General features: G+C 48.9%; 11 protein-coding genes. 6 read left to right on the top strand and 5 right to left on the bottom strand.

The features are described 5' to 3' along the window. Window positions 1–17: 17 nt before the first annotated feature. From L6472_RS11750 to L6472_RS11765, 4 genes are all read right to left on the bottom strand, one after another. A complete protein-coding gene (locus tag L6472_RS11750) occupies window positions 18–1,196 on the bottom strand; it encodes an efflux RND transporter periplasmic adaptor subunit (RefSeq protein ID WP_237805312.1) in 1,179 nt (392 codons plus the stop codon). A gap of 433 nt (window positions 1,197–1,629) precedes the next feature. Further along, complete coding sequence (locus L6472_RS11755; protein WP_237805314.1) at window positions 1,630–3,030, bottom strand: RagB/SusD family nutrient uptake outer membrane protein; 1,401 nt, start codon at window positions 3,028–3,030, stop codon at window positions 1,630–1,632. A gap of 32 nt (window positions 3,031–3,062) precedes the next feature. Beyond that, window positions 3,063–6,143, bottom strand: a complete 3,081-nt coding sequence (locus L6472_RS11760) for a TonB-dependent receptor (protein WP_237805316.1) — start codon at window positions 6,141–6,143, stop codon at window positions 3,063–3,065. A gap of 479 nt (window positions 6,144–6,622) precedes the next feature. Continuing rightward, a complete protein-coding gene (locus L6472_RS11765) occupies window positions 6,623–8,179 on the bottom strand; it encodes a CCA tRNA nucleotidyltransferase (protein WP_237805318.1) in 1,557 nt (518 codons plus the stop codon). A 149-nt stretch (window positions 8,180–8,328) separates the two neighbouring features. On the opposite strand from L6472_RS11765, the gene L6472_RS11770 reads away from it, so the two are divergent. The 6 genes from L6472_RS11770 (at window position 8,329) to L6472_RS11795 (ending at window position 13,103) form a co-directional block, all read left to right on the top strand. Next, a complete protein-coding gene (locus L6472_RS11770) occupies window positions 8,329–8,685 on the top strand; it encodes a hypothetical protein (RefSeq protein ID WP_237805320.1) in 357 nt (118 codons plus the stop codon). Window positions 8,686–8,763: 78 nt separating this feature from the next. Then, the gene (locus L6472_RS11775; RefSeq protein ID WP_237805322.1) at window positions 8,764–9,309 is read left to right on the top strand and encodes a DUF1599 domain-containing protein; all 546 of its coding nucleotides are present in this window, start codon (window positions 8,764–8,766) and stop codon (window positions 9,307–9,309) included. Then, window positions 9,306–11,222: a triose-phosphate isomerase gene (gene tpiA, locus L6472_RS11780; protein ID WP_370640851.1), complete on the top strand. Its 1,917-nt coding sequence runs from the start codon at window positions 9,306–9,308 to the stop codon at window positions 11,220–11,222. Before L6472_RS11775 ends, tpiA begins: the two co-directional genes overlap by 4 nt. A 12-nt stretch (window positions 11,223–11,234) precedes the next feature. Beyond that, window positions 11,235–11,849, top strand: coding sequence for an SPOR domain-containing protein (locus tag L6472_RS11785; RefSeq protein ID WP_237805324.1), 615 nt, complete (start codon window positions 11,235–11,237; stop codon window positions 11,847–11,849). A 10-nt stretch (window positions 11,850–11,859) separates the two neighbouring features. Next, window positions 11,860–12,429 (top strand): GTP cyclohydrolase I FolE, encoded by a 570-nt coding sequence (folE, locus tag L6472_RS11790; protein WP_237805326.1) that lies wholly within the window; start codon window positions 11,860–11,862, stop codon window positions 12,427–12,429. An 83-nt stretch (window positions 12,430–12,512) separates the two neighbouring features. Next, window positions 12,513–13,103: a hypothetical protein gene (locus L6472_RS11795; protein WP_237805329.1), complete on the top strand. Its 591-nt coding sequence runs from the start codon at window positions 12,513–12,515 to the stop codon at window positions 13,101–13,103. Here the strand turns inward: L6472_RS11795 and L6472_RS11800 are convergent. Next, window positions 13,100–14,875, bottom strand: coding sequence for a heavy metal translocating P-type ATPase (locus tag L6472_RS11800; protein WP_237808026.1), 1,776 nt, complete (start codon window positions 14,873–14,875; stop codon window positions 13,100–13,102). The genes L6472_RS11795 and L6472_RS11800 overlap by 4 nt on opposite strands. Window positions 14,876–15,068: the final 193 nt, after the last annotated feature.

The raw sequence follows: 15,068 nt of genomic DNA on the forward strand, positions 1-15,068 counted from the left end.
CAATTTTTCAATTCTACTTATTTCTTCATGGCACCCACGATGTCGCCTGCGCTCATGGCCTTGGCCTGCTCCTGAATCTTCTCCTGATAGCGTTGTGGGGTGATGGGCACAATCTCCTGACCGTCGGTCAGCTTGGTGACGCCATTGGTGACATACTTGTCGCCAGGTTTGAGTCCGCTGGTCACAATATAGTTGTTGCCATCGTTCTGTGGGTTGACGGTGATCTCGGTATAGACCACCTTGTTGCTGTCGTTGAGCAGATAGACGAACTTCTTGTTCTGAACCTCGACAACCACCGACTGGGGGATGACAATGGCATCGTTGGCTGACTGAGGTAGCACGATGGTGCCAGAACCGCCGCTCTTCAACAGCTTGTCGGGGTTGGGGAACTGGGCCTTCAGCTGCACAGAGCCTGTGCTCTTATCGATGACACCACTGACGGTGGCCACCTTGCCGGGATAGCCGTACTCGGTGCCATCGGCCAGCAACAGCTTCACTGGGGGGAAGGCTTCGATGGCGCCATTGACACCGCCCTCAGCCTTTGAGAGCAACAGCAGGTCTTTCTCGGTAACTGAGAAATAGACGTCCATCTGACTGATGTCGGCAACGTGGGTCAGCACATTGGATGCGCTCACCAGGGCGCCCTTCTTGAAAGGCAGGGTGCCCACAACGCCCTTAACAGGGCTCTTCACGTAGCAATAGCTCAGTGCCTCTTTGGCGGAAGCCAGCGCTGCCTGAGCCTGAGCCAGCTGTGCCTGTGCGCTGACAAAGCTGTTCTCGGCGGTCTGCAGCTCGTAGTCGCCAATCACCTTGTTGGCATGAAGCTGCTTGGAGTTCTCGTATGTCAGTTTAGCAGTGTTGACACCGCTCTGGGCTGTGTTGACAGCTGCCTGAGCCTGGCGCACCTGTGCCTGGAAGGTCTCGTTGTCGATGACGAACAGCAACTGTCCGGCAGAAACGGTCTGACCTTCTTTCACGCAGATCTGCGTCAGGAAGCCTGAAGTCTTTGGTCTGATCTCTACATCCTGAATACCATTAATCGTAGCGGGATAGTTTGTCTGCAGGGCAGCCGACTGCGATGAAACGGTCTCCACAGGGAACTCATTATCGCCAAAAGTCGGACGGCCACCGCCTCCGCCACATGAAACCAACATGGCTGCAACAGCCGCAGCCAGCATCATTTTGTTCTTACTCATAATTATTCTTTAAGCTTAAATTGTTATATATCTTATTCTTTAATTAAGAAAACTCAACCACAGAGTCTTAGTTTTCAAAATGCAAAATTACAAAAAAAGACAAATATACAATAATTGCCGCTCACTTATTTAACATTTTATTAGTAAATTAGTTGTATATTAAACATAAAGAGACGTGCATTGATACAGACAGAATAACAGGGGGAAAGACAGAATAACTGATAATAAAGACAGAATAACAGACGGACATACTTTTAAAATAGCTATCGGGCTTTAGTTTGTCTTGCAAACGACTGAAAGAATAGAAAAAAAATAAGTTCTAATCAACCATGATTATAGAAAAAAAGACACCCCGCACACAAACAGTGCGGAGTGTCTTATGATGATCGCAAGAATCTATCAAAAAGGAAACTTGCAATATAAACTCATTGGATTAATAACCTTCGTTCTGAACCAGTCCAGGATAGAAGTCAATCTCACGCTGTGGGATAGGCAGAATGCTCTGGTTATCGTCGTAGCTGATAACATTGCTAACCTGGTTGGTGATGCTCTTCTTGTTACGCCAGTAAGCAAATGCAATCTGGTTCTCAGCAAAGAACTCCTTCTCGTACTCAGCAATAACGTCGTCGATAGTAACAGTTGCTACATCGGTGTAGCCAGTAACGCGGTTCTTCTCAATCTCATTGATGTAAGCAGCAGCCTTGCCACCATCGTTGTTGCCCTTCAGCTCAGCCTCAGCAGCGATGAGGTAAACCTCAGAAAGACGGATGATTTTGGGGTTGTTAACATAGAGACCGTCACGACCGGGATACTTAGCAGGGAAGAAATGAGTGCCTGCAACGCCCTGAACAGCCTGCTCCTTGATCATCTTAGAGCGAACGTCAGCGGGATTAGCCTTCAGGTAGGTCAGCACTTTACCATTGTCAGCCAAAGCTGCCTCAGGGTAACCTGCAGCGTCGCAGTAGTAACCCAGAGAGTTACGTTGAGCATTGTAGTTAGCAGTGACAAGCAGTTCAAAGATTGACTCTGAAGTACCTTCCTGCTCCCAAGCCTTTTCGTAGGTTGAAGGTGTGTAGAGCTCGTAACCACCATCAGCAATTACTTCCTTAGCATCATCCAAAGCTTTTTCATAGTTGCCAGCATAGAGGTTGGCACGTGCACGAAGAGCTAAAGCAGCATAGTAGTTGAAGTAGCCAGTCTCTTTCTTGTCGTCCTTAGTAGCCTCCAGCAGGGTCATAGCCTGTGTGAAGTCATCGATAATCTGCTTGTAGGTCTGTGCCAGTGTAGCACGGTCGCCCTTGAAGTCAGGACCAACTACGTGATCTGAAAGAACGATACCAGAGTTAGCTGCATTCACGTCGCTAACAGCTGTTGGGATGTGAGCGAACAGACGTGCCAAGTCGAAGTGGAGCAATGCACGCCATGCATAGAGCTGACCACGCAGGTTGTCAACAGTCTCGGTCTGCTCGAGTGCCTCAGACAACTCGAGTGCCTTGTTACAGTTGGCGATAGCACCATACATATCAGCATAAGCATACTCGGGCAGTTCATCGTACTTGGTCAAAGTGTAACGAGCAATAGCAGTGCTCTGACCGTAGTCATCGACATACTTAAACTCGTTGGTAGTGAGGTCGGCATAGAGTCCGAATTCAGAACCGTAGAGCATACGATCTTCAGACATCAGATAACCGATACCGTTGACAGCGTACTGCAAATCAGACTCTGTCGTGATAGCCACGCCTTCGCCAAGCGAAGTTGTTGGCTCTGAGTCGAGGCTGCAAGAAGTGAGACTCAGCCCTGCTGCCAGACCTAAAACTAAATATATCTTTTTCATATGTTATGATTCTATAATTGATGTATTGAATATTAGAAAGTCAGGTTCAGACCAAACAGGAACTGACGTGTAGGAGGTGTATCGGTCTGACGGTAGCCGTTTACATCAACGTCGGGATCTACATCCTTAGTTGCGCAGTAGATCATGAATGGGTTGGTGGTACGGAAGTACACACGCAGGTTGTTGATGTACTGCTTGAACAGAGGCACGTTGTAGCCCAGAGTGATATCACGTACGCGGATGTTGTCGGTAGAACGGATGGTACGTGAAGAGAACTTATCTGAACGATAGGGGTTGCCATAGATAGGTTTGGGGAATTCAACTACATCACCAGGCTGCTTCCAGTAGTTGCCAGCAACAGACTCGTGAACGTTGAATGAACCAACGCGTACACCGTCACTGAAGGTGAGGAAGTATCCGGGATAGTCGAACATGTCGGCACCGAACTGATAAGAAATCATGAACGACAGATCGAAGTCCTTGTAGCGGAAGGTGTTGGTCAGACCACCGAGTACATCGGGCACAGCCTTACCTACCTTACCCTTACCAGCCTTTGCGTAGGTGTTAGTTACGCCCTTTGAGTGATCAGAGGGATCAAGCCAGAACTCACCAAGACCTGTCTCGGGATCAACGCCCTTCCATTCGGGGAGGTAGAAGGTGTGCATAGACTCACCCTCGCGGAGCAGGTACATATTACCATCACCATACTGAACGTCCTCGCCGTCAGGCAACTCCTTCACCAAGATCTTCTGCCAGGTCAAGTTGAAGTCGGTGGTCCAGCTAAAGTCCTTAGTACGGATGTTTGAAGAAGAAACGGTGAATTCGAGACCGCTGTTCTCCAGCTTACCGATGTTGTTGATGTTAGAACCGAAACCTGTTACATAAGACACAGGAGTAGAGAAGATCAGATCGTCGGTCACTTTCTTATAGTATTCAAGAGTGAGTGATACACGGTTGTAGAGTGTCCAGTCGAAACCGATGTTGAAGTTCTTAGACTTCTCCCATGTCAGACTCTCGTTACCAGGAGTTGACCAGTAGTAAGCACCGTTTGCACCATAACCACCGCTGGTAGCATACTGAGGCATGTACTGATACATACCGGTGGGCAGATTACCATTGGTACCGTAAGAAGCACGCAGCTTCAAGTCAGAGAAGAGAGGATTGCCCTGCAAGAATGACTCCTGAGAGATACGCCATGCAGCAGATACTGACCAGAAGTTAGACCAGCGGTTGTCCTTAGCCAGACGAGAAGAACCGTCACGACGGAAGCTCAAGCCAGCATAGTACTTGTTGTCGTAGTTATAGTCGGCCTTACCGAGCCAAGAAGAAAGCATTGACTCGTAGATAGCGCTACCAGTCTGATAAGACTGACCGTTAGAAAGCTCTGGCAGTTTGTAAGTGCCATAACCCTTTGCAGATGCTGTCATATAAGGCATCTGGCGCTTCTCGTACTCGTAACCGCCCAGTGCGCTTACTGAGTGCTTGCCAAACTGATGGTTGTAACCCAGAGTGGTAGAAGAGGTCAGTGTCTTGCTGGTGAAGTCCCAACGCTGACCTAAGCCACCAAGTGACTCACCGTTAACGCTCAGAGGAGACCAGAACTCCTGCAGTTTGTTGTTAGTATAGTCATAACCGAAGATGGTACGAGCAACAAGGTCGTAAGGCAGCTTAACCTCTGCCTCGAGGTTGCTCATGCTACGCATCATGTTTGACTTCACGAACTCGGCATACTCGCCGCTCTCAACACCAAACATGTTGTTGGGGTTACCAACCTTACCGAAAGCTACATCATTATTATAAGAGCCATCAGCATTCTTGTTCACAGCTGTGGGGTCCAAAGAGTAGAGTACAGACCAAGGTGTGGTTGTACCAAAGCCCTGCTCCTGATCGCCCTGGTCACGAAGACCCTTGGTGTCAGAGAAAGAAATCATCTGCTTTACGCCAACCTTCAACCAATCGTTTACCTGGTGATCCAAGTTCAGACGGCCGCTATAACGCTGGAACTCTGTGCCCTTTACAACACCCTCAGAATCATTGTAGCCCAAACCTACATAGAACTTGGTCTTGTCGTTACCACCGTCGATAGAGAGCTGGTGGTCCTGAGTCAGAGCATTGTGGTAAACCTGGTCGTACCAGTCTGTGCTTGTTGTGCCATCATAGTCATGGAACCAGCCATTAGCTGTTTCAAGCTTACCTGCTTCAGCATAATCTCTTGTACCATAGTCTGCGAACAAATCGTCCTCAGTATAATACAGCTTAAAGAAGTTTGTCAAGGCGTCCGTATAGTACTCCTTCAGCTGAGCAGCGTTCATGGTGTTCATGGCGCTCTTCTTAGCAATCTGCTGAGTACCAATCTGCATATCGTAGTGTACGTTGGTCTTACCCTTAGCACCCTTCTTAGTGGTGATGATAACAACACCATTGGCAGCACGTGAACCATAGAGAGATGCTGCTGCAGCATCCTTCAGGATGGTCATGCTCTCGATATCGTTAGGGTTCAGAGTAGCAAGGATAGACTGTGACTTGATGCTTGATGACATGTAACCATCTGAGTTTGCCAATACGGGCACACCGTCGATAACATACAGAGGCTGTGTAGAACCGTTGATAGAACCGATACCACGAATCTGGATGTTCTGGTCAGCACCTGGGTCACCGATAGATGAACCAACACGTACACCAGCCACCTTACCTTCGAGAGATTTAACAAGCGAACCCTTCTGGGCTGACATGTCTTTCTCCTTCATGGCTGTAGCCGAACCAGTAAACGATGATTTCTTTGCTGTACCGTAAGCAACAACAATCACCTCATCAAGTGAGTTGTGGTCGCTGGTCAACAAAATGCGCATGTTTGCGCTTGCGGGCAATTCCAAAGTCTCCATACCGATGTAAGAAATACGAAGGGTTTTCTTACCTGCGGGGACATTCAGAGAGAACTGTCCTTCACTGTTAGTTACTGTACCTACATGAGTGCCAACAACTAAAACTGATGCGCCAATAATAGGCTCACCATCGTCCTTTGACATGACGGTACCATTGACTCTCGTCTGAGAGAACGCCCCACCTACTACGAGGAAAAGGGTCATCAGAAGCAATGCTAGTCTTTTGTTCATAAGACTCTTATTAAGTTAATATTAAATAATGTTTGTGTATAACCAATACCTAAGATTTCAATTTGTCACTACATTTACCTTCTTACTATCAAACCGACGTCAAATCGGTCTAGTTTGGTTTCGGGGTGCAAAATTAACAATAAAAACGGAATAATCAATAAAATTACAAAAAAAATTCATTTTTTAATTGCATTTTCTTAATATATATCCATTTTTTCTATTAAAAACAGACTTTTTATGCCAATAAATGATAAAATTATCAAATATAAAAATTATCTGTTTGCGAAAACAATGGGTAAGACAAAAGAAAATCAAAGTGACACATTGACACAAAACAACTGGGGAAAGCCTCACCCTGCCCCTCAGAAGGGAGGGGAGTAATTCTCAAAGAAAAGCTAATAACAAAGGGCTATGACAACAAAAGTGCCACTCTTCTTGCGGAAAAGTGGCACTTTTAGAATTAGAATATGACGCCCATATCAGGCGATTCCCATCTCGCGAGCTTTTTCTATGAGCAGCTGCATCAAAGGCTCGCGTTCGTTTTCAACCTTATTGTCTAGCACTGCGTCTTTCAGACATTGTTTCAACATGCCCACCTCGCGCGATGGAGAGAGATGGAAGAGCTCCATGATCTCGTTGCCGTCGATGACGGGCTGCAACAGGCGCTTATAGTCTTTCTCCTTGAGGTCGGCAAGCTTTTCGCGGACAATGCGGAAGTTCTCGAGAAACATCTTTTTCCGGACCTCGTTCTTCGACGTGATGTCGGCTTCGCAAAGTGTCATCAAGTCGTCGATATCGTCGCCAGCATCGTTGAGCAAGCGGCGAACAGCCGAATCGGTTACCTCGCTATCGGCGATAACCTGTGGGCGCATGTGCAAATCGACCAGCTTCTGGACGTATTTCATCTCAGCTCCCATGGGCAACTTCAGCCGACGGAACAGCTCTGCCACCATCTTGGCTCCCACATAGTTGTGGTTGTGGAACGTCCAGCCGATGGCAGGATCCCACCGCTTGGTCTTGGTCTTGCCAATATCATGGAGCAATGCTGCCCAACGCAAATAAAGAACACGGTTTTCACCCAGTCCATCGGTACGGGAAGCAGAAGCATTCGTCTGAGAGCATTCACTCCCCTCAACACCTACTCCATCCTGAGAGCGTTCACTCCCCTCCCTCACAGGGAGGGGTTGGGGGTGGGTCTCGTGGGTCGCTCTCACTACATTCTCAAGCACTTCGAGTGTGTGGTAGAAGTTGTTCTTATGAGCACGACCATTCTTCTGCTCTACAATATCGAGCGCCGCCACCTCGGGGAGGATGATGTTCAGCAGGCCACAGCGCTGCAAATCTACCAGGCCTCTGCTGGGATGAGGCGCCATCATGATTTTGTTCAGCTCCACCTCGATGCGCTCGCCACTGACAATCTTGATGCGATCGGCCATGCGCTGAAGGGCATCGAAGGTAGCGTCCTCTATCTGAAAGTTGAGCTGCGTGGCGAAACGGATGCATCGCATCATGCGGAGGGGATCGTCGCTAAACGTGATGTCGGGATCGAGCGGTGTGGCAATGATGCCGTCTTCTAAGTCTGCCAGACCATTAAAGGGATCGACAAGTTCGCCAAAACGGTTCTTGTTCAGACAGATAGCCATTGCATTAATGGTGAAATCGCGGCGGTTCTGATCGTCTTCCAACGTGCCGTCTTCGACAATCGGCTTGCGCGAGTCGTGACTGTAGCTCTCGCGACGGGCACCGACAAACTCCACTTCGGTATCATTGAACTTCACCTGAGCCGTACCGAAGTTTTTGAAAACAGACAGATGAGCTCTGCGGCCAAGCACCTTTTTCAGGGCCTTAGCCACCTCGATACCGCTGCCCACCACGACGACATCAATGTCGTTGCTGGGACGCTCGAGGAATATGTCACGGACATAGCCACCCACCACGTAGCACTCTACGTCCAGATGATCGGCCACATCGCTAATTTTGTGGAATATATCCTGGTCAAGGATCTTGGCCAGTTCTTCGTCAGAATACAACTTCATTTTTAAGTATATAACACTTTTGAGGGTGCAAAGTTACTAACTTTCAGACAAAAAAACAAGTTCTTTTTGGCATTTTGTTTTTTTTGATTAACTTTGTACCCAAATATGCAGTCCTCACTTTTTGAAGACTGCCACTAAATAATTGAAGTATGAAACAACAGCGATTATTCATTGCTACTATCGCTTTGGCACTGGTTGCCACCGCATGCAGCAACTCAAGGAGAAACGAGATTGAGCAGCGCCGTGCCGCACTGAAACACAAGCAGGACTCTACCCTACTCGCCTCACAGCAGGAACTGGCACACGTCGATTCTGCATTAGAAGCAGCAAAGGCAGAGTACGAACAGAAAAAAGCGACCGTAGAGGAGCATAAAAGCCAGCTGAAAGCTACGGCCGAGGAGCTGACCGAGCTGACATTGCTACGCATGAAGCGCGACTCGCTGCAGGTGCAATGGAACACGCTCGGGGCTAAAATCAAGTACATCAGAAAGAAACAAAATGATTAATATTTCATAATTCGAGGTTCATAATCCACATTAATTAATGTGTAATTCATATTTATTTAGTAACTTTGCACCCGAAATATGAACAAATTTGAAAAAACTAATGCACAGTTTGAGGCTGCAATAGCCGAATGTCGCGACATCTTTTCAAAGAAGCTGCACGACTACGGTGCATCGTGGCGCATCCTGCGCCCCTCATCGCTGACCGACCAGCTGTTTATCAAAGCAAAGCGTATCCGTTCGCTGGAGATCAAACAAGAGTCGCTGGTAGGTGAAGGCATACGTCCCGAGTTTATGGCCTTGATAAACTATGGCATCGTGGGACTGATTCAATTGGAAAAGGGCTTTGCCGACGGCGTTGACATGAACAACGACGAAGCCTTGGCACTCTATGATCGCTATGCCAAGGAAGCCCTGGAGCTGATGAAGCGCAAGAACCACGACTACGACGAGGCGTGGCGCGACATGCGCGTCAGCAGCTACACAGACCTCATCTTGACCAAGATTGAGCGCATTAAAGAAATAGAAGACTTAGGCGGAGCCACGCTGGTGAGCGAGGGCATTGATGCCAACTATATGGATATTATCAACTACGCGGTCTTCGGACTGATTAAGTTGGAGAAGTGAGAACGCTGATTGTAAACATAGCCCGCATGGTGCTGGCAGTGGTCTTCATCCTGTCTGGATTCGTCAAGGCCATCGACCCACTCGGCACGCAATACAAGATTCAGGACTACCTGACGGCGATGCATCTGGGCAACTGGCTGCCAGACGCTGCGACCTTGGGACTGTCGGTAATGCTGGGCGCCACGGAATTTTGCTTAGGCATCTTCCTGATGTTTGCCATCAGAAGAAAACTGTCTTCGCGCCTGTCGCTGGTCATCATGCTGGCAATGACGCCGCTGACACTATGGCTGGCCATCAGCAACCCCATAAGAGACTGCGGATGTTTTGGCGACGCCATCATTCTCACCAACTGGCAGACATTCTGGAAAAACGTGGTACTGCTGCTGGCTGCCATCATCGTAGCCCACAACCCCACAAGGATGTTTCGCTTTATCAGCGAGCCGAATCAATGGCTGGTCATCAACTACACGGTATTGTTCATATTGATAACCTCGACATGGTGTCTTTACGACAAACCGCTGTTTGACTTCCGTCCTTACCGCGTAGGAACCGACCTGAGGGAAGGCTGGCAACGCATGATGGAAGGTGAGGACTCGCCCTACGCCGACTTGTTTATAGAGCGCGACGGTGAAGACATCACAGAACAGGTGCTGAACGACAGCAGCTACACGATGTTGCTCATCTCGCCTCATCTGGAATTGGCCGACGACTCGCAACTTGATGTCATCAATGAGCTCTACGAGTACACCAAGGACAATGGCTATGCCTTCTACGGACTCACGGCAAGCGGTGAGAAGGCCGTGAACCAATGGCGCGACATGACAGGTGCCGAATACGCATTCTATCAGACCGACGACGTGTTGCTGAAGACGGTCATACGCAGTAACCCCGGACTGTTGCTGCTGCACGACGGCACCATCATACAGAAATGGAGCCACAACCGGCTACCAGAGCTTGACAGCAGCAAGCCTCTGCACGAACTGCCAGAGGGCACCATACAGGAAGACTCGGTGGCACACCGCATTGCCATGCTCATGTTGTGGTTCGTACTCCCGCTCACACTGCTTAGCCTAGCAGACCGCATGTGGATGTGGACCAAATGGATTAGAATGAAAACCAATCGTTTAACACCAACAATAAAAAAAGAAAAGAAAATGAGAAAGAAAATTGTAGCAGGTAACTGGAAGATGAACATGAATCTTCAGGATGGTATCGCTCTTGCAAAAGAGCTGAACGAGACACTGAAAGCAGAGAAGCCCAACTGCGGTGTAGTCATTTGCACCCCATTCATTCACTTGGCTTCTATCGCTCAGTTCCTCGATCAGTCTATCATCGGTCTGGGTGCAGAGAACTGCGCAGACAAGGAGAAGGGTGCTTTCACTGGTGAGGTTTCTGCCGAGATGGTAAAGAGCACTGGTGCTCAGTATGTCATCCTGGGCCACTCAGAGCGTCGTGAGTACTACAAGGAGACTCCCGAGATTCTGAAGGAGAAGGTGCTGCTGGCTCAGAAGAACGACCTGAAGGTTATCTTCTGCATCGGCGAGTCACTCGAAGAGCGCGAGGCTGGCAAGCAGAACGAGGTTGTTAAGGCCGAGCTCGAGGGCAGCGTGTTCAACCTCTCAGAGGAGGACTTCCGCAAGATCGTTATCGCCTACGAGCCAATCTGGGCTATCGGTACTGGCAAGACCGCTACCGCAGAGCAGGCTGAGGAGATTCACGCATATATCCGTTCAATCATCGCTGAGAAATATGGTCAGGCTGTTGCCGACGACACCACCATCCTCTATGGCGGTTCATGCAAGGCTTCAAACGCACCTGAGCTGTTCGCTAAGCCCGACATCGACGGTGGTTTGATTGGCGGTGCTTCTTTGAAGTGTGCAGACTTCAAGGGCATCATCGACGCCTTCAAATAAAGAAATGAAAGTATGATGAAGCTGTTCTTCACCATATTAACTCTGTGTGCCGGCATTGCTGTCAATGCCGACGCACAGACTTTCACCCAACGTGTTCAGCAGACCACGCCGGGAGGAGCTCGCGTTACCATTCACCAAGACAAACAGCTTGAAGACTTGGTGAACGGCACTCACACGTCTGCCAAAACAACAAAGACAACTTCGACCAAGCCTGCCACTAAGCCAGCCGCCAAACCGGCTGCCACAACAAAGACGGTAACGACCGCCACAAGGACGACAACTGCAAGCAACAACGCACATGCAGAAGTCGCCAACAGCGCAGCAAGCAACACAGTGGACACTGTGGCTGCACCGAAACATTATCATAAAGCCATTGGCTATCGTATTCAGGTATTTGCAGGAGGCAACACACGCAGTGACCGCCAGAAAGCAGAGAAAACAGGCAACGCGCTCAAACAGCTGTTCCCAGGCGAAGAAGTATATGTGCACTTCTATTCTCCCCGATGGATCTGCCGCATGGGTAACTATCGAAACTACGAAGACGCGAAAGCAAAAGTAGAAGAAGTACGCAAACTGGGCTATGAGTCTGCCACCATCGTGAAAGGCAAAATCAGCGTTGCAGAATAAACATGTCATCATGGAATCAGAAAAGAAAACAGAAGAACTTGCATCACACTATAAAAGTATCATAGAACTGCTGGGCGAGAACACAGAGCGCGAAGGGCTGCTGAAGACACCCACCCGCGTAGCCAAAGCCATGCAGGTGTTGACACGAGGCTATGAGATGGATGCCCATAAGGTGCTGACAGATGCTCTCTTCAAGGAGGACTACAGCCAGATGGTCATCGTTAAAGACATCGACTTCTTCTCACTCTGCGAGCATCACATGTTGCCCATGTACGGCAAGGTACACGTGGCATACATCCCCAACGGCTACATCACCGGCCTATCAAAGATTGCCCGCGTGGTAGATATCTACAGTCATAGACTCCAAGTACAAGAGCGCATGACGCTGCAAATCCGTAAATGTATAGAAGAGACGCTTCATCCTTTAGGTGTGATGGTTGTCGTAGAAGCTAAGCATATGTGCATGCAGATGCGAGGTGTAGAGAAGCAGAACTCGGTGACAACAACAAGTGAGTTCAGTGGAGCCTTCAAACAGGCAAAGACCCGTCAGGAGTTCATGAACCTGATTCATAACTCATAAGCACAGCAGACGACGCAACGTCATTGTGTCACGGCACAACAGTGTCAATCTTAAGTGAAATAAACTAATCATTAATAACGTATATGTATCAGTCAGGTGGCGGTTCTTTCCGCAAACGAGAATCACTTAGCTACGAGTTCACTCACAGTTGTATGGGGCGACTTGTCATCACAGGTGCCATCCTTGGTGTCTTGTCTATCATTCTGGCCATCTTCTGCCCATCAGAAGAGCGCATGCGCACTGTCATGGAAGACGATATCCGTCAGTGCATCAACGCTCATGACAGCATCAATGGCGACTGGATAGACAATGCGCTCAGCAACTTCAGCTATATGTTCACCACTGCCGACACCATCAGTGAGGTTGAGATGTACAAACTGTTCAAGAAGAACAACCGATTGGAATATCACGACCACACCATCTTTGCCACCATGAACCTATGCAACAACTTCCGTCCCGATGGCGTTCGCTGCGGCATAGGCATCCTCGGCATTGTCATTCCCACCATCAAATACAATGACTTTCTGCTCGTTGTAGGATCACTCCGAAAAGATTACAATCAACTCATCATAGAGAACAACCCTATCAACAATCAGGAAGAAGAAGAGGACGAGAGCGAGGTATTTGGAGAGAACCCTGACTTTGGAGGTGTCTTCGAATATCACGAGAACTAATGCTGTCTCAATGCGCGCATCGCATTGAGAACAGCCAGTACGGTCACACCCACATCAGCGAATACTGCCATCCACATGGTAGCAACGCCAAAGGTTGCTAACACAAGCACCATCGTCTTGACACCAATGGCAAAGAGCACGTTCTGACGGGCAATAGCTAAGGTTCTGCGAGCGATACGTATGGCCAACGCAATCTTTGAGGGTTGGTCGTCCATCAACACGACATCGGCAGCCTCGATGGCTGCATCGCTGCCAAGCCCTCCCATTGCAATACCAACATCGGCCCGTGCCAGCACGGGTGCATCATTGATACCATCGCCTACGAAAGCCAGTCGGCTGTCAGGTGACAAACTCTCTACTATATTCACTTTATCTTCAGGAAGAAGCTCAGCATGATATTCCGTCAGTCCGAGCTTATCCGCCACATCGGCTGCCACCTCTTTTCTATCTCCAGTGAGCATTACGAGCCGTTGGATGCCTAATTCCCGCAACTGACTGATCGCACTTGCGCTATCACTCTTCACCTGATCGTTAATCACGATATGACCAGCATATTGTCCATTGATAGCCACATGGATAATCGTACCTACATGATGACAATCGTGCCACTTTGCACCGACACTGTCCATCATCTTGGTATTTCCGACACAAACATCCATATCGCCAATCTTCGCTCTTACGCCATGCCCCGATATCTCCTGCACATCGCTGACGCTACAGCCATCTGTAGCCTCATCAGGGAAGGCGTCACGCAAGGCAGCACCAATCGGATGCGTTGAGAAGTGCTCCACATGAGCGGCAAGATGCAACAACTGATGCGCATCGTACTCTTCTGGATGAACAGCAGTCACAGCAAACTGTCCGTGGGTCAACGTGCCCGTTTTGTCGAAAACCACCGTATCCAGTTGTGACAACACGTCAATATAGTTAGCCCCCTTTATCAGGATACCCTTTCGTGATGCGCCACCAAGACCGCCAAAGAATGTCAGCGGTACGCTGATGACCAACGCACAAGGGCAAGAGACTACCAGGAACATCAAGGCACGATAGAACCAGGTAGCGAACGTTCCACCGCCCAACAACGGAGGCAGAACGGCAATGCCAACAGCCAAGAACACGACCACCGGCGTATAGATGCGGGCAAAACGGGTGATAAAGGTTTCACTCTTTGACTTACTCTCACTCGCATTCTCTACCAGATTGATGATCTTCGACACCGTGCTCTCACCAAAAGCCTTCGTGGTACGCACCCTGACAACACCTTGCAGGTTGATACATCCCGAGATGACCTCATCCTGTTCAGTAACATCACGAGGTACACTCTCTCCGGTCAGCGCCACGGTATTCAAGGCAGACGTGCCTTCAACAACAATACCATCCAATGGCACCTTCTCACCTGGGCGCACCAAGATGGTCTCACCTACGCCCACTTCTTCAGGTGCCACGTCAAGCACAGCACCCTCTCGCTCCACATGAGCCACATCAGGACGAATGTCCATCAAGTGTGAAATGCTCTCACGACTCTTTCCTTCTGCATAGCCCTCAAAAAGTTCACCAACCTGAAAGAACAGCATCACGAAGACGGCCTCTGGATATTCGCCAATACAAAGAGCGCCTATCGTGGCTATCGACATGAGGAAGTGTTCATTGAAAGCATCACCATGTGCCAGACCTTCCACCGCTTCTTTCAAGGTTCCGAACCCAACAAGCAAATATGGAACCAAATAGACCAACAACAACTGCCACCGCGGCCATGCTAAATATTGCTCCATCAAGAAGGCGCCTGCCAGCAGTACAGCCGTTACGACAATCAGTGTCAACTGACCTTTTAAACCGTGATGGTGCTCATGATGATGTTCATGACCTTCGTGATGATGCTCGTGATGATGCTCATGACCATCGTGAGCATGTTCGTGCGAGCAGCATGTGTACTCTTGATGATGATTGTGTGCCATTGTCCTTACC

It is taken from the genome of Prevotella sp. E13-17, assembly GCF_022024035.1.
In the GTDB taxonomy this organism is placed as follows: Bacteria; Bacteroidota; Bacteroidia; order Bacteroidales; family Bacteroidaceae; genus Prevotella.

Excerpts from the sequence above, each read along its gene's own strand:
- L6472_RS11795 (WP_237805329.1), top strand. The coding sequence starts at position 12,513 with ATGTATCAGTCAGGTGGCGGTTCTTTCCGCAAACGAGAATCACTTAGC.
- folE (WP_237805326.1), top strand. The coding sequence starts at position 11,860 with ATGGAATCAGAAAAGAAAACAGAAGAACTTGCATCACACTATAAAAGT.
- L6472_RS11755 (WP_237805314.1), bottom strand. The coding sequence starts at position 3,030 with ATGAAAAAGATATATTTAGTTTTAGGTCTGGCAGCAGGGCTGAGTCTC.
- L6472_RS11770 (WP_237805320.1), top strand. The coding sequence starts at position 8,329 with ATGAAACAACAGCGATTATTCATTGCTACTATCGCTTTGGCACTGGTT.
- L6472_RS11785 (WP_237805324.1), top strand. The coding sequence starts at position 11,235 with ATGATGAAGCTGTTCTTCACCATATTAACTCTGTGTGCCGGCATTGCT.
- L6472_RS11775 (WP_237805322.1), top strand. The coding sequence starts at position 8,764 with ATGAACAAATTTGAAAAAACTAATGCACAGTTTGAGGCTGCAATAGCC.
- L6472_RS11800 (WP_237808026.1), bottom strand. The coding sequence starts at position 14,875 with ATGGAGCAATATTTAGCATGGCCGCGGTGGCAGTTGTTGTTGGTCTAT.
- L6472_RS11765 (WP_237805318.1), bottom strand. The coding sequence starts at position 8,179 with ATGAAGTTGTATTCTGACGAAGAACTGGCCAAGATCCTTGACCAGGAT.
- L6472_RS11760 (WP_237805316.1), bottom strand. The coding sequence starts at position 6,143 with ATGAACAAAAGACTAGCATTGCTTCTGATGACCCTTTTCCTCGTAGTA.
- L6472_RS11750 (WP_237805312.1), bottom strand. The coding sequence starts at position 1,196 with ATGAGTAAGAACAAAATGATGCTGGCTGCGGCTGTTGCAGCCATGTTG.